General features: G+C 50.1%; 22 protein-coding genes and 5 tRNA genes. 1 reads left to right on the forward strand and 26 read right to left on the reverse strand.

Annotated features, from left to right (window positions below; all coding sequences use genetic code 11):
- Positions 1 to 125: 125 nt before the first annotated feature.
- The 9 genes from P9J64_02690 to P9J64_02730 form a co-directional block, all read right to left on the reverse strand.
- Positions 126 to 743, reverse strand: a complete 618-nt coding sequence (locus tag P9J64_02690; protein ID MDG5467226.1) for a PqiC family protein — start codon at positions 741 to 743, stop codon at positions 126 to 128.
- Positions 740 to 2,416, reverse strand: a complete 1,677-nt coding sequence (locus tag P9J64_02695; protein MDG5467227.1) for an MlaD family protein — start codon at positions 2,414 to 2,416, stop codon at positions 740 to 742. The genes P9J64_02690 and P9J64_02695 overlap by 4 nt, the downstream gene beginning before the upstream one ends.
- A complete protein-coding gene (locus P9J64_02700; GenBank protein ID MDG5467228.1) occupies positions 2,413 to 3,048 on the reverse strand; it encodes a paraquat-inducible protein A in 636 nt (211 codons plus the stop codon). Before P9J64_02700 ends, P9J64_02695 begins: the two co-directional genes overlap by 4 nt.
- Complete coding sequence (locus P9J64_02705; GenBank protein MDG5467229.1) at positions 3,045 to 3,644, reverse strand: paraquat-inducible protein A; 600 nt, start codon at positions 3,642 to 3,644, stop codon at positions 3,045 to 3,047. The genes P9J64_02700 and P9J64_02705 overlap by 4 nt, the downstream gene beginning before the upstream one ends.
- A gap of 242 nt (positions 3,645 to 3,886) precedes the next feature.
- Positions 3,887 to 4,291, reverse strand: a complete 405-nt coding sequence (locus P9J64_02710; GenBank protein MDG5467230.1) for a hypothetical protein — start codon at positions 4,289 to 4,291, stop codon at positions 3,887 to 3,889.
- A 122-nt stretch (positions 4,292 to 4,413) separates the two neighbouring features.
- Positions 4,414 to 4,488, reverse strand: a tRNA-Gly gene (locus P9J64_02715).
- 35 nt (positions 4,489 to 4,523) lie between these two features.
- Positions 4,524 to 5,714, reverse strand: a complete 1,191-nt coding sequence (locus P9J64_02720; protein MDG5467231.1) for an aspartate/tyrosine/aromatic aminotransferase — start codon at positions 5,712 to 5,714, stop codon at positions 4,524 to 4,526.
- A gap of 63 nt (positions 5,715 to 5,777) precedes the next feature.
- Positions 5,778 to 5,852 (reverse strand) — tRNA-Gly (locus P9J64_02725).
- 38 nt (positions 5,853 to 5,890) lie between these two features.
- Positions 5,891 to 7,195 (reverse strand): hypothetical protein, encoded by a 1,305-nt coding sequence (locus P9J64_02730; protein MDG5467232.1) that lies wholly within the window; start codon positions 7,193 to 7,195, stop codon positions 5,891 to 5,893.
- 107 nt (positions 7,196 to 7,302) lie between these two features.
- On the opposite strand from P9J64_02730, the gene P9J64_02735 reads away from it, so the two are divergent.
- Positions 7,303 to 8,196 (forward strand): AEC family transporter, encoded by an 894-nt coding sequence (locus P9J64_02735; protein ID MDG5467233.1) that lies wholly within the window; start codon positions 7,303 to 7,305, stop codon positions 8,194 to 8,196.
- 15 nt (positions 8,197 to 8,211) lie between these two features.
- On the opposite strand, the gene P9J64_02740 is transcribed toward P9J64_02735, so the two are convergent.
- From P9J64_02740 to P9J64_02820, 17 genes are all read right to left on the reverse strand, one after another.
- Positions 8,212 to 9,168 (reverse strand): ABC transporter substrate binding protein, encoded by a 957-nt coding sequence (locus tag P9J64_02740; protein MDG5467234.1) that lies wholly within the window; start codon positions 9,166 to 9,168, stop codon positions 8,212 to 8,214.
- 165 nt (positions 9,169 to 9,333) lie between these two features.
- On the reverse strand, positions 9,334 to 10,422 hold the full coding sequence (locus P9J64_02745; GenBank protein ID MDG5467235.1) for an MlaD family protein: 1,089 nt from the start codon (positions 10,420 to 10,422) through the stop codon (positions 9,334 to 9,336).
- Between the two features lies 1 nt (position 10,423).
- Positions 10,424 to 11,302 (reverse strand): ABC transporter ATP-binding protein, encoded by an 879-nt coding sequence (locus P9J64_02750; GenBank protein MDG5467236.1) that lies wholly within the window; start codon positions 11,300 to 11,302, stop codon positions 10,424 to 10,426.
- 13 nt (positions 11,303 to 11,315) lie between these two features.
- Positions 11,316 to 12,089, reverse strand: a complete 774-nt coding sequence (locus P9J64_02755) for an ABC transporter permease (protein ID MDG5467237.1) — start codon at positions 12,087 to 12,089, stop codon at positions 11,316 to 11,318.
- 53 nt (positions 12,090 to 12,142) lie between these two features.
- Positions 12,143 to 13,555 carry a hypothetical protein gene (locus tag P9J64_02760; protein MDG5467238.1) on the reverse strand — a complete coding sequence of 471 codons (1,413 nt, stop codon included), beginning with the start codon at positions 13,553 to 13,555 and terminating at the stop codon, positions 12,143 to 12,145.
- Between the two features lie 335 nt (positions 13,556 to 13,890).
- Positions 13,891 to 14,850 carry a hypothetical protein gene (locus tag P9J64_02765; GenBank protein ID MDG5467239.1) on the reverse strand — a complete coding sequence of 320 codons (960 nt, stop codon included), beginning with the start codon at positions 14,848 to 14,850 and terminating at the stop codon, positions 13,891 to 13,893.
- 181 nt (positions 14,851 to 15,031) lie between these two features.
- Positions 15,032 to 15,109, reverse strand: a tRNA-Glu gene (locus tag P9J64_02770).
- A 46-nt stretch (positions 15,110 to 15,155) separates the two neighbouring features.
- Positions 15,156 to 15,230: transfer RNA gene (locus P9J64_02775), tRNA-Gln, on the reverse strand.
- Positions 15,231 to 15,473: 243 nt separating this feature from the next.
- Positions 15,474 to 15,677: a 4-oxalocrotonate tautomerase family protein gene (locus P9J64_02780; protein ID MDG5467240.1), complete on the reverse strand. Its 204-nt coding sequence runs from the start codon at positions 15,675 to 15,677 to the stop codon at positions 15,474 to 15,476.
- 113 nt (positions 15,678 to 15,790) lie between these two features.
- Entirely contained in the window at positions 15,791 to 17,185 is a 1,395-nt protein-coding gene (gene gltX, locus P9J64_02785; protein ID MDG5467241.1) for a glutamate--tRNA ligase, read from the reverse strand.
- 166 nt (positions 17,186 to 17,351) lie between these two features.
- Entirely contained in the window at positions 17,352 to 18,152 is an 801-nt protein-coding gene (gene amrB, locus P9J64_02790; GenBank protein MDG5467242.1) for an AmmeMemoRadiSam system protein B, read from the reverse strand.
- A gap of 19 nt (positions 18,153 to 18,171) precedes the next feature.
- Positions 18,172 to 18,996, reverse strand: coding sequence for a sulfite exporter TauE/SafE family protein (locus P9J64_02795; GenBank protein MDG5467243.1), 825 nt, complete (start codon positions 18,994 to 18,996; stop codon positions 18,172 to 18,174).
- A gap of 53 nt (positions 18,997 to 19,049) precedes the next feature.
- A tRNA-Cys gene (locus tag P9J64_02800) sits at positions 19,050 to 19,123 on the reverse strand.
- Between the two features lie 71 nt (positions 19,124 to 19,194).
- Positions 19,195 to 19,506: an MTH1187 family thiamine-binding protein gene (locus tag P9J64_02805; GenBank protein ID MDG5467244.1), complete on the reverse strand. Its 312-nt coding sequence runs from the start codon at positions 19,504 to 19,506 to the stop codon at positions 19,195 to 19,197.
- A 53-nt stretch (positions 19,507 to 19,559) separates the two neighbouring features.
- Positions 19,560 to 20,465: a hypothetical protein gene (locus P9J64_02810; protein ID MDG5467245.1), complete on the reverse strand. Its 906-nt coding sequence runs from the start codon at positions 20,463 to 20,465 to the stop codon at positions 19,560 to 19,562.
- A 75-nt stretch (positions 20,466 to 20,540) separates the two neighbouring features.
- On the reverse strand, positions 20,541 to 21,785 hold the full coding sequence (locus P9J64_02815; GenBank protein ID MDG5467246.1) for a nucleoside transporter C-terminal domain-containing protein: 1,245 nt from the start codon (positions 21,783 to 21,785) through the stop codon (positions 20,541 to 20,543).
- Between the two features lie 333 nt (positions 21,786 to 22,118).
- Complete coding sequence (locus tag P9J64_02820) at positions 22,119 to 22,910, reverse strand: cytochrome C (GenBank protein MDG5467247.1); 792 nt, start codon at positions 22,908 to 22,910, stop codon at positions 22,119 to 22,121.
- Between the last annotated feature and the right edge of the window lie 120 nt (positions 22,911 to 23,030).

The raw sequence follows: 23,030 nt of genomic DNA on the forward strand, positions 1-23,030 counted from the left end.
CGCAGGTGGATAATAAAGCAGATAAAGAGACAGGATTCCAGTTAAAACTGGAATCCTGTTCTACACTCTCCCCCTGGTAAGGTTTTAATACGTACGCCCAGAAAGATAACAGTAGAGGTTCTCTCCTACCGCCCCTTAAGCAGGTCGTTAATCTCTCCTGCGACCTTATTGCTTAATTCAGCGACCAAGAGACTCTCCGCCTTAACCAGGGCAGCATAGTCAGATCCCTGCAGAGGTAGACGATAATCGCTTTTACCACCGGCAAGAAACTCTTTACCGTCGGAATCAGCCACCGCCCAGCGTGCACTTAAAACGGCTTCGCCATCAAGAGCACCATCCAACCGCACCACATCAACAACAACCCGATAAGTCGGTTTGAAATAATGCATCCAAGGGAAATGACCGACCTTCTCGACCCCAAGCAAGTCACCGAGGTTGTCACCCAGCACTGAAGTCAAATCCTTCTCCAGCACTCCGGCCCAACGGTTGAACTCATCAAAGGCATGCTGATTACCATGCTGACGGGTTGCGATCTGTGAACGCTTCAGACTCTCCGGGATTGTAACAGGGCCAACTCCCAGCCTTAGCTCTGGATGAGAGGCTATCGCCTGCACTTCGCCCAACTGCTCCATGGTCAAAAGGCTATAGTAGGTGACCTCTGGAGACTTGCGCCCGATACAACCGGCCAGCAAGAGCAAGCAACAAACCAAAAGCGTCCATTTATTCATAGTCTTACCGATCATTTCTTGTCTCCCTCTTTGCCAAGGAGCAATGCTTGTGGGTCACGCTCCAGATACTCCAGCAACGATCGAATGGATCGGATCGCCATCGATAGTTCATTGGTGACCTGCCGAGCGTTGTAGCTCAACGCAGAGTCCGGCCCCAGGGTTGATTCCACGCCCTCCATTGCTTCCTGCATTTGGTCAAGCGCAGTGTTGATTTTGGGAATCGTCTCCTGGTTGATGTTCCCCGACATATCCTTGATCTCATCGAGGGTTTTGGTCAACGAGTTGACAGCGACCTGCAAATCCATGCCAATCTTGTCAAAGGGTACCTTCTCAACCTTTTTAAGGATATTATCAACCCGGTTGACAATCTGCTCAAACGGCGCGGGGATTGTCGGGAAAACCGTATAGCCTTCTTCAGTCCTTAACTCTTTCGGCGGCGCATCAGGATAACTCGCGAGGTCGACATAAAGCTGACCGGTCAAAAGGTTCCCTGTTTTTAGTTGGGCACGGAAGCCTCTTGCGACCAACTCCTTTACCACCTTGTTCTCCCCCTGCTTGTCCTTTTTATTCGCTTCAATTTCATCAGCTTTGGCTGTACCCCGGACAACTTTACCCTCTTCTGTTATCAGAAGGTTCAAACGCTCAGGCTCAAGATACACCAGAACAGGAATCAGGAATTCGAGAGTGGTCTGATCAAACTGCAGTTCAACCTTGACCACTTCGCCAACCTTGATCCCAAGGATTTCGACCGGGGCTCCTGGCGACAGGCCACGGACGCTCTGCTCAAAATACATCAGGTAATATTGCCTGATGTTGTAGGTCACTTCGTTACTGGCTACCCGGTCCTCGTAAAGCAAAAAATCCTTGTCCTCTTCGGCCGGTTCCCCCTGTTTCGCATGTTCAGGCAGGTCGAAGGCGACCCCTCCCAACATGATCGAAACCAGGGATTGCGTATCCATCTTAATGCCGGTAGCGTCCATAGTAAAATCGACGCCACTGGCGTTCCAGAAGCGTGTATTGTTCGTTACCTTCTTGTCAAAAGGGTCGCTAATGAAAATTTTAAAGAGAACAGCCTCGGCCGTTTCATCAAAATCGTAGTCAACCACTTGGCCAACCTTGATGCCACGGTAGTAAATTGGCGAGCCTAGATCAAGTGATCCGAGTTCTTTTGATTTAAGGACAAAATGACGACCAGGAAGATCTGCGGTCAAAATCGGTGGTTTTTCCAGCCCCTTGTAATGAGTTTGCTTCTTTCCTTCGGTTGACGGGTTGCAACCGATATAAGCTCCAGACAAGAGAGTCCCCAGCCCAGAGATTTCACCAGCAGCCACCTTGGCGCGGACCACCCAGAATTGGGTTTTGTCGGTCAGATAAGAACTGGCATTATTGGCCATCTCAACGGTAGCGACAACCCCGCTTGCATCGTCATTCAGTTCGAGGTTGGTCACTTTGCCAACGTCGACATCCTTGAATTTAACCGTGGTCTTTCCCGCCACAAGGCCATCGGCAGTTTCAAAGGTGATTGTAATCTCGGGACCTTTTTCAGACATTGCCTTGAAGGTCAGCCAACCGCCAATCAGCAGGGCGATAATCGGCACCACCCAGATGATCGAAAAACTGCGCTTGGTCTGCACCTGTGCTTCAGGCGCTCGTTCTACATGGTTCACCCCAGAATCCCCTTCACTCATGATTTGTCCTCCACAACATCCCAGATCAGCCGCGGGTCAAAACTCTCTGCAGCGATCATGGTGGTTACAACAACAGCGGCAAAATAGATGGCAGCCGGGCCGGCTTCGATATCTGCCAGAAAGCCGAGTTTAACCAAGGCAACCAGAATGGTTACAACATAGATATCAAGCATCGACCAACGGCCTATTGCTTCCGTAAATCGGTAAAGTCGGGTGCGATCTTTAGGCCGCTTTATCGACTTGAACTGCACCGAAAGCAACAGGTAGATAAGGATACCAAACTTCAAAAATGGTACAAAAACACTCGCAGTGAAAATCACCAGGGCGATTTCCCAGGAGCCGTGCTGCATGAAATAGATTACACCGCTCATAATAGTATCAGCCGACACGCTGCCTAAAGCTGAAGTAATCGTCATCGGCAAGACGTTAGCCGGGACGTAGAAAACCATGGCAGCAATCACAAGGGCCCAGGTCCGCAGGAGGCTGTTCGGCTTGCGTGGGTGCAATTCCTCGCCACAGCGTGGGCAATAAGCGGCTTCATGAGAACGTGTTTTTGGTGTACGACTGAGCAGGTGGCAGGCCTGGCAACTGACCAGCCCTAGTTTACGGGCCGAGGAGTGAGTTATATTCATGATTCCCCTCCCAGTTTCTCCCAGACCATATGCTCATCCACAGCAGAAAGCGCAAAATTCAGAACAAAGATCAGTATGCCGAAAGCGATAACGGCCAACCCCGGCACGATCGTTGCCATCTTGCCCAACTTGACAATGGAGACCAGAATCCCAAGCATGTAAATCTCCATCATGCTCCATGGCTTGATATGTTTAAATAAACGAAAGACGGGGATCGCGTACTTGACTCGAAAGTTGAGTTTCAGGGGGATAAAAATATAGAGAAGACCGAGCATCTGGATCAGTGGTATCAGAATGCAAGTCAGCAGGACCAGAGCGGCGAGAGGGATCATTCCCTGGCGATAGAGAAACTCAATCCCGGTAAGAAGCCCTGTTTCATTACCAATCGGGCCATTTTTCATAGCAAGGAACGGAAAACTGACGGCGACGGAATAAAGGACCAATCCAGCGAATGTCCAGGCAAGGGTACGGTCGATGCTGTCATTTTTAGCTCGGAACAATACACAACCACAACGGACACAGACCGCTGCCGCGCGGCTTGGCATGGGGGGAATTTCGTGAATCAGGTCACATTCATGGCAGGCGATTTGATGCATCACAACCTATGTGTCTGGAAAACAAAAAAGATTACAAAAGTGAACGAAGAAAAACGTCAAATGCCCTGCGAGACGGCTCAACTCCAAGCATATTAAGTATTTGTGACATTTTCATATTAACAAAATACAGCAAAGATACAATCAAGGATCATAAGTTCCGGGACACAATTTCATGCTGATGCGCCCTTTAATTTCTATAATCAAGAAGGTCTACAGCTTAGACAAAATGAAGTTATGATTGATTAGTAATTTAAAAGGCTTGAATCCTGCAAATGCGCTATCACAGACCCAGACGGAAGAAGGATGTATGTCAGGCTCATGGTTCTTTCTGCTTTCGCTGCGGTAGTATCGTAGGGGATGTCCAGTACGTCACTTCTGTTCTGACCTTGGCCATCAACCCAGCGAATCATTGCTCTATCTGCTAGCAGCGGTTGTTTGGGGAAGCCTATATCCAGAGATTCCTGTGGCAGGATGGCTCTCACTGCTCCGATTCTATTGGTCGGAATATGTTGAACTTTAACCTCTGTAACCTTCCAATCAGAATCATTTTTAACAAGCACACGATCTGCCATCACAGGGGTTTTCGAGCACCCGGACAAAGCGACAAACAAAATGAACAGGACACTAACGAAAAGGTTTTTCTTCATTGAAGACAACTCCTGGTGGAGGATTAATCAGGCGCATAAAAGGTAACAGGACGAGACCGCTTGTCAATCCTGAAAGACGAACAAAAAGGGTTAGGTCAACAGACCTAACCCTTCGTTTTTACTGGAGCGGGAAACGGGATTCGAACCCGCGACCATCAGCTTGGGAAGCTGACACTCTACCACTGAGTTATTCCCGCGAATCAAGCACGATTATTTATAGAAGACAAAACAATCAAAGAACAGCTTTAACGGCTTCACAGAGACGATCCATATTGTCATGCGTCAGCCCAGCGACATTGATACGTCCAGAGTCTACAATATAGATAGAGTATTTCTCGCGCAGCTCTTTAACCTGCTCCTTGGTCAGACGTGTAACACTGAACATGCCACACTGCTCTATGATCGGCGAGAAATCCTCTTTAAGACCCTTTTCCTTAAGGGTCTTGACCAACAGATGGCGCATCTCGTTGATCCGATTGCGAATATCGGCGACTTCCTCGATCCACCTGGCTTTGAGTTCTTTGTCGCTCAATACGGTGGCCACAATCTGCCCGCCATGAGAGGGTGGATTCGAATAGTTGTAGCGGATGCGAAGCTTAACCTGGCTCATGACCGTAGCAGCCTGATCAGCGCTATCGGCAACCACTGTCAGGGCCCCGGTTCTTTCGCGGTAGAGGCCAAAGTTTTTCGAGAAGCTCGAACAGATGAGCATCTGTTTGACTTTCTTGGTCAGTTCGAGCAACCCGGCGCGGTCTTGCTCTATGCCAGCGCCTAAACCCTGATAAGCGAAATCGACCAGAGGCAACACACCCTGCTCCGCCAGCAGATCACCCAACAGAGCCCACTGCTCAACGGTGGGATCGATGCCGGTCGGGTTGTGGCAGCAACCGTGCAGAAGAATAATATCCCCTTTCGGGATGGTCTTGATCGACTCACACATAGCGTCGAAATCGAGCCCATTGGTTACGGGATCACGATAGTCGTATTTTTCGCAGGTAAGACCAGCCGCCGCGAAGATGGTGTTGTGGTTAGCCCAGGTCGGATTACTCAGCCATATTTTGGCCCCGGGATGCAGTGTGTGCAGGTAGTCGCCGGCCACTCGCAAAGCACCCGTGCCGCCGGGGCATTGTGCCGTCGCGGCACGTTTGGTGGCGATGATTTCGTGCCCTTCACCAAACAGCAGTTCCTGAACCTGCGCGCAGTATGCCGGCTCACCGGTCATTGGCAGATAGCCCTTAGATTTTTCCTGTTCAAGGATTCTTTTTTCAGCCTCTTTCACCGTAGCCAGAACCGGAGTCTCGCCATTAGCATCTTGATAAACGCCGACGGTAAGATTGATCTTGTCAGGATTGGGGTCGGCCTTGAACATTTCGGTCAAACCGAGAATCGGATCGGGGGGAGCAATTTGTACCTTCTCGAACATTCCGGATAACCTCTCTTGATGGAGTCTAAAGAGCCAGGAGTCAACCTAACCCTTTGTTATTAGTGGAGCGGGAAACGGGATTCGAACCCGCGACCATCAGCTTGGGAAGCTGACACTCTACCACTGAGTTATTCCCGCAAACAGGGCGTGATTATAGGGCGTTAAAAATCGGGTTGTCAATCCATATTCTTATAATGACGAAGGAGCAGATTATGGGCTTCCCCCTCACTCTTGACCTCGCCTGAAATCTCAGCCTCTCTAACCAGAGAAAGAGCCCTCGTCATTTCAGGGCCATCCTGTATGCCTAATTCTGCACGCAACCAATGACCATTTACATAGTCATCCGGTGACTTTCCTTCTAAAGAATCAACGAAAGGAACCCACGAAGCGATTAAATCCATAGGATGATCAGATCCCAGAACAGCAAGGGTCAACAATAATAATTTGGGGTCAACACGAGTTTTGCAAGCCCACCGGGCAAAAGCGCGTCCACTATGATAGACACTAGCAAGACCATCCAAACTTCTGGCGTCAATTACGGCAAGCCCCCTGATATTTGTCTGGGCTCTTCGGCTCAACATCCACTCATCGGCAAGCCTGGCAGGCAAACTTTGATCGATTTTGGCAAGCATCAATGTCCACAAAATAAGGGTTTCACAACTCAGCCCCTGCTCAACTTCACTGGCAAGCCAGCCGTCAACAATGGGGCATTCTCGTTTTAAAGCCTGCCACCGAACACGACAGGACTCAAAGCGATCTACCACATCCTCAGTTACGGTTGAATAGTTTTTGCTAAACAGGTAGTTGCCAACCAGACTTGAAGAAAGAAGTCGAAGGCCCCGAGAAACATTTTTGCTGGCAAGAATGCCCCAAATCTCCTGCCTGATACGCTCATCGGCAATCCGATAGAGACCAGTCACCTCGCGCTGCATACTGCATAGAGTCTCTTGCTCCGGCTCGACACCAAGAACGGTTGCATGACGAATGCCTTTGATAATGCGCAAAGGATCACTTGTAAACGTCCTGCTGCCAACCATGCGCAGCACGTTATTTCGCAAATCATCCACTCCACATAAGGGGTCTACGAGTTCATTTTCTATGCAATCTGCTGTTAAAGAAATGGCCATCGCGTTGATAGTGAAGTCACGATCAAGCAGGTCCCGGCCAAGGGTTGGAGCTCGAAAAGGAGCAAAATCGAAATCAGGGCTGTTCACATCAGCATTGAAGACAACTCTACTTTGCCTACGGTCTTTATCCAGCCAAAACCAGCTGCCACTCAACTGCCTGGCAAAGCTCTTCGCAAGCTCGGTCGGGTCTTCAGGAAAGATAATGTCCACATCTTTAATCGGGTGTTCAAGCAGAGCGTCACGAATAGCTCCGCCAACAATATATGCGCCACGGTTCCGGCATAATGAAGCGAGCCTTTTGACGTGAGGCAAACCCAGCAGGGCGGCATGGACGTGATCGGCATCAACAAGCATATCGGCTCTCTGGCAGGCGTTGCTTTTGTGTGTTAGGGTCAATCACTATCAATGGTAAATTCGCAGAAGTTGACGAACCCACGTTTACCCTTTTCAGGTCATTATATATGCTTTTTGTACAAGTCATACTACCTGTTTTCCTGATCACAGCAGCAGGTTTTGTCTTTGCGCGAAAATCCGGCGCCGACCTGCAGTCGTTAGCCAACAGCGTACTCTACCTTTTTGCCCCGTCATTGGTTTTTTCTGCATTGATGAAAAGCCACGTCGAGAGTGGCCTGTTGGGTCGCCTGGCGCTCTTTATGGCTCTCTATACGGCACTTCTCTGCCTGCTGGCGTTTTTCACATCCCGATGGTGTAAATTCGACAGCGACACAACCCGCGCCTTCACCTTGACCACATCGATGGTGAACATCGGAAACTTTGGTTTGCCACTCGTCTTCTTTGCCTACGGAGAAGCCTCTCTCGATGTTTCCATAGTCTTGTTTGTTCTCTTCAATATCCCGCTGGGCACCCTGGCGATCCTGATTGCCCAGGGTCAAGGGGTCAAATGGCAGACAGCTCTCAACAACACCCTGAAAATACCAATTTTTTACGGTGTTGCTCTTGCGATCCTATGCAAGGTATTCCACTTGCAGCCACCGGAATTCATCCTGCGCACCACAGGGCTGCTAGGGCAGGCCGCCATACCTCTTATGCTGGTACTGCTCGGCATGCAACTTTCACGCGTAAAAATCCATGAGAACTGGGGCTTCTTCGGCCTTTCAACAGCCATTCGCCTGCTGATTGGCCCCCTGCTGGCTGTTGCTCTCGTCGGCCTTCTCGGACTCGACGGACTGACGCGCAAAATCGTAATCTTGCAGACCAGCACCCCCTCTGCGGTTTTACCGCTTCTCTACACCATCCGCTTCGGTACCCGTCCGGATTTGGTTTCGGGCACAATCCTTTTCAGCACACTCTGTAGCGCGTTCACCTTAACCGCTTTGCTTTACTGGTTGGCTTGAGGCTCTGCAACGAAATTAACGGACAACACTGGAGGCAACAGAGAGGGTCTGGAATGGGACATTGATGTTGTAACGATTGGCGGCTTTGAGATTGACAATAAACTCGACCTTGCGCGGTTTGTACATTTGTATCTCTTCAGCTTTTTTCCCTGCAAGGATAGCTTTCGCCATTTCAGCGACCTTCTCTCCTTGTTCAGCGGCACTGGTTTGCAGAACCATGAATGCACCAATTTTTGCAGCTCCTGCGCGTTGCGTAAACACCGGGATCTGAAGTTCATCTGCAAGACCTATGACGCGCTCAAAATAGGATTCACTATGTTCACTATCTGCGAGAAAAAGACCATCAACGCCTTCAGGCAAATTTTGTAATGTCGCGTCGTGGTCTTTAAAGTCAACCACTGGAAAAAACTTCACATTAACCCCTCTTTTCGCACCATAATCTTGCAGAATAATCTTCTGCCGATTGGCTTCGGGACTGGCATCATCGTAAAGGACAGCAAGGTTGTTCGCCTTGGTCGCTTCGAGAAAATATTTTAAAAGCGCCTGCAGAGGAGCGTCGCCCCGAACGCCAGTCATATTAAGGCCGGTCATCTTGTCAGCAGAAACGATTTCAAGGGCGACAGGATCGTAAACATCGGCGAAGAGTGTTGTAGTTGAGAGTGATTCAGCCTGCGCAGCAAGAGTTGCAGAAGGACCATAAGTGACAATCAGTTTGGCACCTAAGGCAACAGCCTTACGCACACTGTTACGCAAAGACATGGTGTCAGCATTGGGAGTTTGTACATAGATACGGCAATCAGAACCGCAGGCAGGCTGGAGAGATTCAGCAAAGGCGGAATGAACATCCTGATAACGTGGATGCGAATCCGTCATTATAACGGCGATCAGTCGTTCCTCTAGTGCAAGGGCTTCTGGAGCACTCAAAAGCCAACAACAAAGAACGATTATCCCAAGAGCAACAAAACGCTTCACGAAGTCCCCCCAGACTCGAAGTAGTGGAGCGAATGACATCATAGCAACTGATGCTGTTATAACCATTGCCAAGGTCCGCGATAAGACGAGAAACAGCGAAAAAGCAACGGTTAATATAAGCCCATGCAATAACCGTGTGAAAGCTACAATGGTTCCTGTGTTTTTCTAAAAAAGAGTTCCGAGCACAACACCAAGCGCAGAGAGAGGCCCCGTATCACTGAGGCCGTCAACCGACTTTTCAACCTTGTGCAAGGTCGTCTTGGCATCACGGTAGAGGTCGTCTTCGTTCACCAGGCGCCCCAGGGTGCCCTTCCCGTCGTCAATTTTAGCTGCAATGCTGTTGATCCGAGCCATACTATCACTGACATTGACATAGAGATCGTCATCATGAACAAGCTTGCCAAGCGTACCCTTCCCTTGATTAATTTTGCCTGAGATATTGTTAAGGTTACTCATGGTTTCGGTAACCTCTTCATACAGGCGATCATCAGCCAACAACTTCCCCAAAGTCCCCTGTCCTGAGTTGATCTGATCTGACAGTTCGACAAGGTTAATCATGGTGTGGTTGAGGTTATCGTACAAAGAGGGGTCGTTCATAAGCTTACCCAGGGTTCCCTCGCCATCATCGAGCCGCGACAAAAGCAGGTTCAGCTTAGCAGACACACCTGTTATTTCATCATAAAGAGCAGGATTGTTGACCAATCGCCCCAAAGTCCCCTCGCCTTCGTCAATCTTGGCCATGATACGTTCGAGGCGGTTGATCGCATCAGTCAATGGTTGCCGACTGTCCTCAACGATATCGCCTAATGGGCTTAAAATACGATCCTGGTTACGGTCTATATTCGTAATCAACTGGTCGATATTAGAATTCTCATCCGTAAGAACTTCACTGCCGGGTTCGAGAACTTTACTCTGAGCAGAACCAAAGTCCAGACCAAGAAAAGTTCCTCCCAGCATGTTCGTCTGTCTGATCTGCGCCCTGGAGTCTTCGCGGACGCTGTCAACACGATTGACATAGAAGTCAACGCGGACCTTTTGGCTGTCGATAACGATCAACTTGACCTTGCCGACATTAACCCCGGCAACCCGGACAGGATCTCCCGCCTTTAAGCCAACAACTGAGTCGAATCGCGCAACATAAGAGTATTGATCCTCAAAGGGACGCCAGTCCTCGACCAGCTCTATCATTACGGCCAGCAAGATCAGCGCTGCCAGAAAAAACAGCCCGACTTTCTGTTCGGTTGACATGCCCATACTAATCCCCTTCTCCCTGAATACCTTTGGTCGTTGTATAAATAAAATTTCGTACAATCGGATTCTGGCTCTTCTTGATCTCTTCAGGCGTGCCAAGAGCGATGACTTTACCATCGTGCATCATGGCAACGCGGTCGGAGAGATAGAGTGCAAAGTTAAGGTCATGACTGACTATGATAGTCGTCAGCTTGACCTTGTCCTTAAGTGACATGATAACCCGAGCCAATTCGTCCGAAGTCACCGGGTCGAGCTCAGCAGTGGGCTCATCATAAAGGATCAAGTCAGGGTTCATGGCCAGCGACCTCGCAATGGCCACCCTTTTCTTCATGCCACCGGAAAGTTCTGAGGTGCGCAGCTCTTCTTTCCCCTCCAGCCCAACCAGGCGCAACTTTTCCTGGATAATGCGCCGGATTCGAACTTCGGCACAGATACGCTTCTCACGCAACCAGAGGCCGACGTTCTCACCAACGGTCAATGAGTTAAAAAGCGCCGAGGACTGAAAGACCATACTATATCGAAAATCACTGGAACCATTTCTCGCCTCAGGATCTTCAATGTCGTGACCGTTGATGATAATCCGACCAGAGTCAGCCTCAATCAGTTTAACGATATGCTTGAGCAACAGACTTTTGCCGGTGCCGGAAGGACCGATAATCGAGAAAGTCTCCCCTGGTTTAATCGACAGGTCGATATCCTTAAGGACATGATGGTCACCGAAGGATTTGTTGAGCTTTTCGATTTCTATACTGACCCCATTTGAACCCTCATGGTAAATTTGGCAGGTTTCGCCTTCTATAATGGCGGGAGAGAACCCGTGGGCTACCTTCGTCCAGAAGTTTCCCAAAAAACTACCGTCACTTGATTTATCGTCAGAGAACATAGAATCTGGGTCCTTAAATCATGAATCGTGTCAGAAGGTAGTTGGCGATCATGATTAACAGAAAGGAGAGGACAACAGATCGAGTCGTCGACTCGCCGATGCCCCTGGCGCCACCACTCGTTTTGAATCCAACATAACACCCGACGTGAGCGATAATGCCACCGAAGACCATTGATTTAAAGAGACCTTTGACAATATCTTTATAGTTAATCGCGCGCGTCATGTTGTCGTAATAAACATTAAAGGGGACATCAATTTTCGGGTTAACCTCAGCGACAACACCACCCCCGATGATACCGACAACCATGGCGAAAGCAACCAGGGCAGGGACAGCGAAAAGGCAGGCAATCAGCCGCGGCATGGCCAGATAACGCACCGGGTTGATTTCCAGGGTCTTGAGGGCGTCAATCTCTTCGTAAACCTGCATTGCGCCGATCTCAGCTGCCATCGACGAGCCAACGCGTCCGGCAACCAGGAGGCTGGTCATCACCGGACCAAGCTCCTTAACCATGGAGAGGCCGACAATGGCGCCGATAGCCTCTTGCGTGCCGTAAAGCGCGAGCTCAGAGCCTGTTTGCACCGACAGAACCATACCGACAAAGAGAGCGACCAGCATCGCAATCGGCAAAGTCTCAATACCGACAATACTCATCTGACGGAAGATGCTGGTCAGGTTGCGGGGCGCTTCCTTGAAGAAGTAGAGCATCTCGCACAAAAGAGCGATCATCTCACCGACTGTCTGCCCTACATAAAGAACACTATTTCCTATGGGCTTTAGAATTTGCATTAAATGCGTCTCTTTGCTCGATATTTACAAACAGGCCAAAAGACTTAAGAGTCTCATCCTGCATCACGGCCCCATTGGATGCCCCATGGCAGATAAAAGAGGTTGAGCTTCTTGCCGTCAAGGTCTTTACGGTAGCGAACTAAGCCCTTAAGGAAGCTGATATCACTTTCAGCTTGCGAGTCCTTGCGGTACTGGATAACAGGGAAGAGCTCCCAGGCTAAACGATCACCCTGTTTCTCGCTCCAATAGAGATTCCAGAGCAAGCTGACAACACGATTTCCCTGCTGATCCCATTTCTGCTGATAAACACGCCACAATGGCGACCATAATCTTTCGATCGACTGGTTGTTGGGGAAAAACGGTTCAACCAGCGACAATACATGCAGATGGCTCACACCGTTGACGTTTTTATAACCGAAAAAAGGCCAGAAGTCGATTCGGCGCAATGAATCGCCCGTTTCATACTTAACTTCCCTCAGATCGGAGTAGAGGAAAAAAAGGACGCGATCCCGTCGTCGCATTATCAGTTCTGAATTCATCTCTTCGATTTTATATACCGGCCAAAGATACCATCTCTCTCTTTTAACATCCATGGTTTCATCGGAAAAGAAGGGCAGTATTTTAAGACCGTGATATTTGTCGCCCTTGGTCACGCGCACCAGTGGCCAGGGAGCGTTCCAGGTCACGTATTCTTTTTCACGGTTTTCTACTTTTGAAAAGAAAGGCCACAGAACTGTCCGGGAAGATTTCTTGGGAGAGTCTTTCCTGATATAGAATGGCCACGCCGCACGCACCTCTTGTGGATTATCAGTATTCAGTCTGAGCGACTCTGAAAAGAAGACCGGCCAGAGGAAAAACTTTTTGCGATAAACACCCTCTTTCTGACTTTGCCCATAAATTGGCCAGGCTTTGAAGCCAGATTCATTCTCACCGGAGATGCGCGCAAAAAAGGGCCAAAGGACATTGTCAATACGAGTCCCTTTGCGCTCGGTGCGACCATAGAGAGGAAAAAGGGTAAAGGATATGCGGTCGCGGCCAAACCAGTTATAGAGTGTCCCGTGAATGGGAAAGAAAGCCTTGTATTTGCCCTGCTCTTCTTCACCATAAAAGAAGAAAGGGAAAAGGTAAGAACGGTTGCGGCTACCCGATGCCGGGCTACCATGGTCAAAACTCAAAAGGCGCAGGACATGAAAACTGCTCGAGTCCTGTTCTTTTTTGAGGCCAAAGAGTGGATAAAGGACGTCCGTCTCAGAGACACCCTCATCGTCAACCGCTCGATAAAAGAGTGGTCGTAGTGCATATTCCGTTTCGAAACCCTTGGTTTCATACTTCAGTAACGGACCAAGCAGGTGGGTACTTTTATAGTCGGCAGCGTCAGAAGCACGATAATCCCATAGCGGCCACAGTGTGGACAGGGTGGCATCGTATGCCAACGCGGACGATGCACACCATAAAATGGTGAGCATTAAAAGAAATGAGAAGCCTTGTTTCATTTATAAAACCAGGTAGTTGGTTGCAAGCTGAAATAAGTTGCCAATCATAGCACGAGGAATGAAGAGGAACAACAACTAGAGAGCGTCATCAAAGACAGGAGGATAACATTTACGAATGCTCAGAATCATCCTCAGATGAAGAATTCCGCTTCCGGCTTGAGGAGACAAGATGCATGATGCCATGAACAACACCAAGGATCAGGATGATAAAAATGACATCGCCTAAACCAATATTTTGCATAAAAACTCCACGCCTTACGCGTTAAATATTCATTGCCTGCCTTAACAACGGTCAAGAGATTTGACCTTTAGACTGACTCAAGCACAACTCTGGCCTGGTCGTGTTCCGAGTCCATTTCCAGGGCCTGGCTCAAGGCATCAAAGGCTCCGGAGCTATCTTCCATCTTGAGACGACACATGCCCAGCAGACAGAGAAAATCTGCCGATTTAAGTTCAGACATGAAATAAGCGTCTTCTTCCAGACGCTCCAGCAACTCTGTCGCTAAAGCATAGTCCTCAGCCGAGTAAAGCTGCATCGCATGCCCGATACACTCCAGGTCATCCATCAATGGGTGATCCGGAAAGCCGATTTCGACGCATCTCTCGAGGCGAGCCTTTACCTTTGTGATTGTTGCTTCATCAGTAAGCAGATCCAAAAGCTTTCGCAGGCGGTTCATTGCGGTCGGATAATCACCGAACAGGATATCAATGTCTGCCAGCAAGCTGAGCGCCGCGGGATCCTCAGGGTTAAGTTTTAACAGATTCTGACCGAAGCGCATGGCATCAAGCAAATTGCGGCGAACTTGGGGGAGCTCAATAAAGGTTAATGCCAGAGCGTAAAACCCTTGCGCCAGTTGCCACACGAGTCCGGCATTGTCAGGCTCGAGCAGACGTAGAATCTTGAGATAGGTGAGCTTGCGAAAAACATAGGCAGGATCAACTTCTTTTTTATCAAGCATGACAACGTGAGCAGCCAGGTCGGCCAGAAAGTGCGAATAGCCGTCGCGCAGAAGCTCAGCATATTCCTGATTGTTGAGACACTCCGGAAATTGGCGGAGATAATCATAAACGCCCTCCCCTATGGCGTTGTCACCGGGCAGATTCTCTGCAGCGCCTAACGCCTCCATGTCTGCAATCTTGATCGGCAACGGAATCTGCGGCAAGGCAACAGGCTGCTGCTCGGGCCCGACATGAATCATGTGTCCTTCAGGCGGCAGCCAAAAAACAAATTGCTGCGGGTTGAGATTGTTTCTATCAAGTTCAGTCAAAATGTAGCTCCTGCAGGAAGGGCTGATGACTCTTAAATATCGATACGCCAAGTAAGTTTTACTAGAGAGGCTGGTGCAGGTCAATCAGGATTTAAGGAACTGTGAATAAGGGCAGAGGCAAGGAGCCAGCGGGCTTAAAAACAAAAACCCCGCAACTCTAAAGAGCTACGGGGTTCCTGAATGGTACGCCCTAGGGGATTCGAACCCCTGTCGCCGCCGTGAAAGGGCGGTGTCCTAGGCCAGGCTAGACGAAGAGCGCATATAAACTATGCTCTCACGGGGAAAATGTTCCCCTGTTGAATCTGTGGCTGGGGTGGGAGGATTTGAACCCCCGAATGACGGGATCAGAACCCGTTGCCTTACCACTTGGCGACACCCCACTGTAATGTAACCTTAATGCTATGTGGTCAAATGTGCCACCATGTGCAGCTCTCTCAATTTCAAGATCGCATCAGGTTGTACGTTATGATAAATCTCCGTCAATTGAGAGGCGTAACATACTAAAAGGAGTCCTGCCTTGGCAAGAGAAAAAATCAAATACTGACACTTTTTTTGCAACTCAAGCCATGAAGCCTAAAGCTCAGTCTTTCTGAGTGGTTGAAGTCAGAGAATGAGCAAGGGGATCAGGACTCTTTCGAACGACGAACGGTTACGGACTCCCCACCAATTCCCCAGCTGTCGGTATCGACTTCTTCGATAACAACCACCGTTGTCGCCGGGTTCTTGTCAAGGGTTTCGACCAGTAAATCAGTGACGCCCTTGATGAGCCGAGCCTTTTGTTCAGAAGTTGCTCCGTCTTTAGTAATCTTGATGTTTACAAAGGGCATCTTTTATTCCCTCCTCAGTCAGCATAGCAGTCTTGCCCTGCTGTTGATGAGTGTGCGTAACGAATCCCCCCCACCGACACGGCGGGGAGGAAGAAATTAAAATCCGCATGGGCTTAATCGAGGAACAGAAGGGCCTTATTCAGTCGTGCCATGACAGCGTCCTGACCCAGCACACTGACAACGTCATAGATACTTGGGCTGACAGTACCACCCGTAAGCGCGACACGTACGACCGGGCCAATCTTGCCCAGCTTCAATCCACTCTCTTCCATCAACGCTTTGAAAGCGGTCTCAACATCGGCCAACGCGAAAGACGACAGCGAACCCAGATGCTTGATCAGTAACTCCAAAACCGGTCGTTGCTCGAGGTTAAGGAACTTCTCTGCCGCGGCTTCTTCATAAGTCTCCGGAGCAACAAAATAGAAGTGAGCGCCCTCCGCCATCTCTACCAGCGTCTTGGCACGGTCCTGGAGGGTTTTAACAACAGCTGTCAAATCAGGGCCGTTTTCAATATCAACGCCCTGTTTCTCAATCAGTTCTGCGACCAAACCTGCAAGGCGCTGCGGATCACCGGTCTTGATATAATGCTCATTCAGCCACAACAGCTTGTCCGGGTTAAAAACTCCCGCTGATCGGCCAACGTTATCGAGGCTGAACTTTTCGATCAAGTCATCCATTGAGAAGATCTCTTCATCACCGAACGACCAGCCAAGGCGCACCAGGTAGTTAACCATAGCCTCGGGAAGAAAGCCCATCTCCCTGTAAACCATAACGGAGGTTGCACCATGTCGCTTGGAGAGACGTTTCTTGTCGGCCCCCAGGATCATCGGCACATGGGCAAACTCCGGGACTTCGTAGCCAAGAGCTTTATACATGGGAATCTGGCGTACTGTGTTGTTGACATGATCATCACCACGAATAACGAGGTTGATGCCCATCTCGGCATCATCGATCACCACAACGAAGTTATAGGTCGGGTTGCCATCGGTGCGCTGGATAATCAGATCATCAAGCTCATCGTTTTCAACCGAGATCGTGCCCTTGATACGATCGACAAAAGCAGTATTGCCATCACGAGGCGTTTTGAAACGAACAACAAAGGGGGCCTCAGGCTGATCAGTACGCTCGCGGCAGGTGCCGTCGTAACGCGGCTTGCCACCGGACTTCATTGCGGCTTCACGTTTGGCGTTCAATTCGTCGGAGCTGCAGTAACAACGATAAGCGAGCCCCTTGTTGAGCAGGTCAGAGACTTTACTCTTGTAGAGATCGTAACGTTCCGACTGGTAAAAAGGGCCCTCATCGTAACTGAGACCCAGCCAGTCCATAGCCTGCAAGATCGCATCGACAGATTCCTGGGTAGATCTTTCCACATCCGTGTCCTCGATCCTCAGCACGAAGGTGCCCTGCTCTTTCTTGGCCAGCAGGTAATTAAACAGGGCCGTCCGGGCGCCACCAATGTGCAGGTAACCGGTTGGACTCGGGGCAAAACGAACTCGCAAATCAGACATCAAAAACTCCTGAGACTATGAATTCAACGCGGAGACGCAGAGGCGCTGAAAAAAATTCCCGCAACTCCATGCCTCCGCGTTGATAATTTTCAAAATAAAGAGGCCACTTCTTAAGTGACCCGCTTTATACCGGAATTCATGGTGAGTGGCAAGCCTGTCACGACATTCAAAAGACACGCACGCCGGCATAGCCGACGACGGAAGACTGGTCTCCGGTCACATCACCGGAATTACTGTATGCAACCAACTCTGCTTGCGTGGCACCAAGAGCAAGCGCAGCCCTGAGCATAACGACTGTCGGCAAGACGCCGCACATGGAGATCTTGTTCTCGTATACGACCTCGTAAAGCCCTACAGGATCGAGAGCCAAAGCCCTTTCCAAAGCAAGGGAATCCTTCTTACGGGCAACCTCCCCTGCTTCGTAATGAGTCATATCAGTACTGGCCACAATCAGCGGGGGCTCCTCACAGGAGGAGATGACGCGTGCCAGACCATCGCCAAGGGCCAGAAGCGTATCCAGGGGCAGACGATCGATGCAAAGCGGAACAATTTGCAGACCGGGAGACGCGTATTGCAGGAAAGGAACTTGCACCTCGAGAGAATGTTCATCCATGTGAGCCGTAACATCATCAGCGGCCATAGAACATTCTGCCAACAAACGCCCGGCCAGAGGTGAAGCGATCTCCACTCGCCCGAGGGGAGTCTCCCAAGCGCCATTTGCGTAGACCGCAGCGGCATGTCCGCGACCGTGATGGTTGGGCCCGAGGAGGATGACTTGTTTAGGGACTTTCACATGTGAGAAGGTTTTGCCGGCCACGGCTCCAGAGTACACATAGCCAGCATGGGGTGACATCACCGCAATAGAGGGCTCGGGCGTCGCGGAGACCATCAAGGCTTCGACATCACTCAGAAGTCGTTCTTTATTTCCGGAGTAAAATTGCCCTGCAACAACAGCTGAACGTAACATGCGCTCTCCCGTCTTGGAGTTATGCAAACCATGCACGATAGATCATGCGCAAACCAACCATGACCAATAGACCCGCGAAGGCCTTAAGAAGTTTATCATGGGTTGTACGACTGGCAACACGGACACCGATACGCGCCATTCCAATCGTAAAAGGTGCAACCAGGGCCAGAACCAGGCAATTGACATAGCCAAGAGAGAATGGTGGTAAGAGGTTGGATTCCCAGCCATGGAACATGTACGACAGGGCTCCGAACAGAGAAGACACAACGATCAGAGCGCTCGAGTTGCCGACAGCAAGGTGAATCGGAAAGCACAAAGCTATAACCATGAGTGGCACGGCAATGACACCTCCGCCGACACCGAAAAAAGAGCTGAAGACGCCGCCGGCAAAACCGACCAGAGCCAAGGCCCAGCGTGAGACATGGTTACTTCGTTCCGGCGGGAGGCGTGGATTAAAAATCAGAAGTTGGACGGCAACCAGAATCTGCATCGTACCAAACAACCCTTTAAGCCATTCGCCACTGAGCAGTGAAGCCAGCCAGGCGCCACTGAGCGCACCAAGAGCCCCACCCAAGCAAAGAAAAGCGACCTGGTACCATTCGACATTGCCTCGTTTACGATGACCAAAGGTGCTGCTGAGGGCCGTTGGGATAATAATTGCGAGACTGGTACCAAAAGCGGTATGAACCATGATCTCCGGAGCGAAGCCCGAGGCGTCAAAGGCCCACAGAAAAAGAGGCACGAGAATGATGCCACCACCAATACCAAGAAGCCCGGCCAAAAAGCCTGCCAGACAACCCAGAACAACGAAGAGGACGATGGTCGCAATACTGAAGGTGCCCATAAACTAGCCGAAAACAAAACAGGCCAGCCGCAAAGCGACTGACCTGTTGATTTTGGAGGCTCCGACCAGATTCGAACTGGTGATGGAGATTTTGCAGACCTCTGCCTTACCACTTGGCGACGGAGCCATCAAAAAAAGAGTGTCTTGAATACCAAAGGGCACGTAATGTGTCAAGCTCAAATTCCTTATTGCAGAAGATCAGGAGTCGCTTTTCAGCTTATCCAGAACGGAATCAATCTTACCTTGCAAGCCATGACTCCCCTGGTCACGACGATCGTCAATTTTGATCAGCGTCGAAACCCGTTCGGCGCCTTGGTCAAAAGGGACTTCATGCATTTTGCGCAAGAGCGGGAAGAGCTCATCCATATCACCTTCAATGACCGTTCCCATGGGGGTCAGCTGGTAAACCAGACCCGAGGCAGTCACAAGCTCAACACAAGCTGCCACATAGCGGGAAACGCCAGGGGTCGCGGTACCAAGAGGTGCGACACTGATCTCAACAACAGCCATACACTGCTCCTTCTACAGGTTGGACAAAAGACCTAACGGGTCTTGTCTGACAGTTACTCTGTCTCGACTTTTATACGGACCGAAGAGCCGTTCTGTGCACTCCCCCTGCCCGCACCTAAAATCTCACGGCTCAGGCCATCCTGAGTCTGTACATGACCACCGAGCTCGTACCACGCACCCACAGGGGCATTGACCTTTGTTGCCAGTTCATGAAAAACAATTTGCTGTGGGTTGTCTCGATCAAAGAAAGCCATAAAAGGCCTGACTTCCATCTCTACCATGCCATTATACAAGGTCGGCAGGATTTCAAACCCTGTATCCACTTTCTCGTAGGAGGTCGTCGCAATAAAGCCTGGATGCTGCCTGCAGTAAGTCAGCATCTGGATTGTAAAGGGTACCGCGCGACCGACGCTGACAAGTGCAGGTTCGCCTTCCAGCACTGAGACAAATTGGCTGACCTGCCGGCTCTCACGGTAACGACTGTCAGTGCCACGAACCTTGAGTCGATTCTGACCGGAATCGACAATGATTGTCGAGCTGCCTGCAGGAGATTTATTTCCCGAAGGATCAAAAACAATACGACTATCGTCATTTTGAAGACGCCCGGAGGTGCTGACACCACGTTCATGACCTGAAAAGGTTTTGCCCTGTTCAATAGTGACACGAAGCATCTGTTTGGAACGATCATAAGAATCAACCAGACGAGCAACCTCATCAAGCGCCGAAGGTGACGCATTGACAACCAAAGTGTTTCGGTATGCAGCGACTCTGGCCTCCTCACCTAGCAAGTTGCGAACCATCTCTGCAAGTTCACCAACCGGACGGTGCTGAAGTTCAAAGAGGCGCATCTCAGCCGAGGCTGGATCAGGGAAGGCACCACAGGCGAACAAAGCAAAAAACAGGACAAGTAAGAGTTGCAACCGATATCGAACGATCATAACGGGAGTTAATGTCTCCATAAAAGTATGAACAAGCAGATTTTTCCCAAAGCACTGATAATAGAATACCAGAGAACTACCTGCAACGCCGAAGAGTTAAATCAGCAGTCCAACCACCGCTCCAGTCATGCAGGTTGCCATGGTGCCACTGAGAATCGACTTAAAGCCCAGCGAAACGATCTCTTCGCGCCGCTCCGGGGCCATCGACCCCAACCCTCCCAGCATGATCCCCAGGCTGCCAAGGTTCGCAAAGCCACAGAGTGCGTAGGTCATGATGAGCCGACTTCGTTCACTCAAATCTTCAATCCCGAGAGCTGACAAGTCCAGGTATGCGACCAGCTCATTGAGAATGGTTTTGGTACCAAGCAGACTGCCGGCAACCGCTGATTCGTGCCAGGGGATGCCAATAGCCCAGGCTAAAGGGGCAAAGATCCAGCCAAGAAGGCGCTGCAATGTAAGCGCTGCACCATCAACAAAAGGCAAGATGCCGAGACAGCTATTGACGATACTAACCATTGCAATAAAGACAATTAACAAAGAGATAATATTAAGTAAAAGCTTCAGACCTTCAAGTGTTCCATGAACAATTGCGTCCATGGAACTTTTCGCCTGAAGTGAGGGTTTCAGAGTGCCTGCGGTCAGCTCTCCGGAGTGAGGAACCATCAGCAAAGCGACGGACAGGGCAGCAGGTGCGCTGATCAGGGACGCCGTCAGAATATGTCCCAACGCATCCGGTATCACAGGCTGCAGGATTGAAGCATAAAGAACAAGTACGGTACCGGCGATTGTGCTCATACCACAGGTCATGACCGCAAACAGCTCTCCACGAGTCATCTGCAGAAGATAGGGCCTGACCAGCAATGGAGCCTCGACCATGCCGACAAAAACATTCGCTGCAGCGCTGACGCCAAGAGCCCCACCTATCCCTAGAGTCCTCTGTAACAGGGCGCTACAACCCTTAACAACCAACGGCAGAACCCGCCAGTAAAAAAGCAGAGAAGAGAGTGCGCTGATCACAAGAACCAGGGGCAAGGCCCGAAACGCAAGAACGAAAGAACTCCCCGGGAAGGGCTCCTCAAAAGGCAATGGTGCGCCGCCAAGGTAGCCAAAAACAACAGAGGTGCCGGCCATGGTTGCCTGTTCAATCGCCAACACACCATTGTTCAGCCATACAAAAAGCAACCGGCTGACCGGTAGCTCAACAAGGATCAAAGCCAGAACAAGCTGCAGGAGAAGGCCTGTGACCACCGTTCTCCAATTGATGTCCTTGCGGCTTTCAGAAAGACCCCATGCCAGGGCGACCAGAAAGAAGAGGCCGACAAGGCCTTGTAACTGCTGCATAGAAACGACTCCTCTACGACACTAGAACAAGTAAAAAGGGGTTGGCCCGTTCAGGCCAACCCCTCAGGGTGCGTATTACAAATCAACGGTGATCACGACTTAACCGGCAGACAGGTCTAACAATGCGGAAATATTTTCAACGGTTTCTTGTTATGGGTCTCACCATGGCACTAGCCACACTCTACCGGTTGCTGCGGAGTCGGGGTCACATCAAAAGGGTTGAATCAACCTGTGGCAAATGACGCTTGGCAGCAGAAACAAACCCTGGCTGGAAAAATCCAGCCAGGGCGATAAAAAAACAACTTTAAATTACAAGGCCTTAGCTCTTCTTGCTTACTTGGCAGGCCAGTTGTTGAGATCGTGAGCAACGTTATGGCACTCACCACATGTCGGGAAACGCTTGTGCATGCTGTCAGCGTGGGGCAGACCGTGGCAATCAGTACACTCAGGAACCGTCATGTGCTTGTCAGCGTGACAGGTAGCGCAAGAGATCTGGCTGTGCTTGGCCTGGCTCGCGGTAAGAGTTGCAAAAGCCGTGTCATGACAAGAGGCACAGAGCTGCGAATCAGTCGTTGCAGGATAAGTCAGACCAAGCGGTTTGTGGGCCTGGTGACAAGTGGCGCAATCAGCCTGAGTCATCAACTCGCTGTGAGGCTCGTGACAATCAACACAGTTCGGGATATTGCCGTGGGTGTCTGCATGGCAGAAGTTACAAGCGAAAGTTGCGTGCTTGCTCGGGCTTGCAACCATCTCCTGGTTAGGACCAGAGTGACAGGAAACGCAAACGACTTTGTGCTCGCCTTCCAAGGTCACGTTGAGAGGCTGATGCGGGTTGTGGCAGCTCAAGCAAGGAGTCACTATCTCATAGTGGTCACTTCCTTCATGGCAGTTACTACAAGCAGGGATGTTTTCAGGTGAGCTGGGACGATGTTCTTCATGACAGGCCTGGCAATCAATTTCCGTTTTATGCGACGCGCCATCTGCGGCGATTTGAGCTGGCTGCTCACTGTGGCACTTGACACAGTCAGACACGGAAAGAACAGCTTCTTGAGCAATGGCAACAGAGCCAAGACAGGCAACTATGGCCAAGGCAAAAGTTGCAACCAACAGTTTCTTCATCATCATTCTCCTCCTCAAAAGAAAAACCCTAAAGATATGTTTGAATACACAAACGGCATATAAATAAAATCAGATAAACAGAACTGCTTTTTTAACTTTTCGGGCCGTCGAGTGTCAATAACAAAA

It is taken from the genome of Deltaproteobacteria bacterium IMCC39524, from assembly GCA_029667085.1.
Classification (GTDB): domain Bacteria; phylum Desulfobacterota; class Desulfuromonadia; order Desulfuromonadales; family BM103; genus M0040.

Coding starts and splice junctions, on each gene's coding strand:
- P9J64_02805 (MDG5467244.1), bottom strand. CDS start 19,506: ATGGCTGTTGTTGAGATCAGTGTCGCACCTCTTGGTACCGCGACCCCT.
- P9J64_02745 (MDG5467235.1), bottom strand. CDS start 10,422: ATGGGCATGTCAACCGAACAGAAAGTCGGGCTGTTTTTTCTGGCAGCG.
- P9J64_02705 (MDG5467229.1), bottom strand. CDS start 3,644: ATGCATCAAATCGCCTGCCATGAATGTGACCTGATTCACGAAATTCCC.
- P9J64_02735 (MDG5467233.1), top strand. CDS start 7,303: ATGCTTTTTGTACAAGTCATACTACCTGTTTTCCTGATCACAGCAGCA.
- P9J64_02780 (MDG5467240.1), bottom strand. CDS start 15,677: ATGCCCTTTGTAAACATCAAGATTACTAAAGACGGAGCAACTTCTGAA.
- P9J64_02700 (MDG5467228.1), bottom strand. CDS start 3,048: ATGAATATAACTCACTCCTCGGCCCGTAAACTAGGGCTGGTCAGTTGC.
- gltX (MDG5467241.1), bottom strand. CDS start 17,185: ATGTCTGATTTGCGAGTTCGTTTTGCCCCGAGTCCAACCGGTTACCTG.
- P9J64_02695 (MDG5467227.1), bottom strand. CDS start 2,416: ATGAGTGAAGGGGATTCTGGGGTGAACCATGTAGAACGAGCGCCTGAA.
- P9J64_02720 (MDG5467231.1), bottom strand. CDS start 5,714: ATGTTCGAGAAGGTACAAATTGCTCCCCCCGATCCGATTCTCGGTTTG.
- amrB (MDG5467242.1), bottom strand. CDS start 18,152: ATGTTACGTTCAGCTGTTGTTGCAGGGCAATTTTACTCCGGAAATAAA.
- P9J64_02795 (MDG5467243.1), bottom strand. CDS start 18,996: ATGGGCACCTTCAGTATTGCGACCATCGTCCTCTTCGTTGTTCTGGGT.
- P9J64_02755 (MDG5467237.1), bottom strand. CDS start 12,089: ATGCAAATTCTAAAGCCCATAGGAAATAGTGTTCTTTATGTAGGGCAG.
- P9J64_02810 (MDG5467245.1), bottom strand. CDS start 20,465: ATGGAGACATTAACTCCCGTTATGATCGTTCGATATCGGTTGCAACTC.
- P9J64_02690 (MDG5467226.1), bottom strand. CDS start 743: ATGATCGGTAAGACTATGAATAAATGGACGCTTTTGGTTTGTTGCTTG.
- P9J64_02820 (MDG5467247.1), bottom strand. CDS start 22,910: ATGATGATGAAGAAACTGTTGGTTGCAACTTTTGCCTTGGCCATAGTT.
- P9J64_02760 (MDG5467238.1), bottom strand. CDS start 13,555: ATGCTCACCATTTTATGGTGTGCATCGTCCGCGTTGGCATACGATGCC.
- P9J64_02730 (MDG5467232.1), bottom strand. CDS start 7,195: ATGCTTGTTGATGCCGATCACGTCCATGCCGCCCTGCTGGGTTTGCCT.
- P9J64_02710 (MDG5467230.1), bottom strand. CDS start 4,291: ATGAAGAAAAACCTTTTCGTTAGTGTCCTGTTCATTTTGTTTGTCGCT.
- P9J64_02750 (MDG5467236.1), bottom strand. CDS start 11,302: ATGTTCTCTGACGATAAATCAAGTGACGGTAGTTTTTTGGGAAACTTC.
- P9J64_02815 (MDG5467246.1), bottom strand. CDS start 21,785: ATGCAGCAGTTACAAGGCCTTGTCGGCCTCTTCTTTCTGGTCGCCCTG.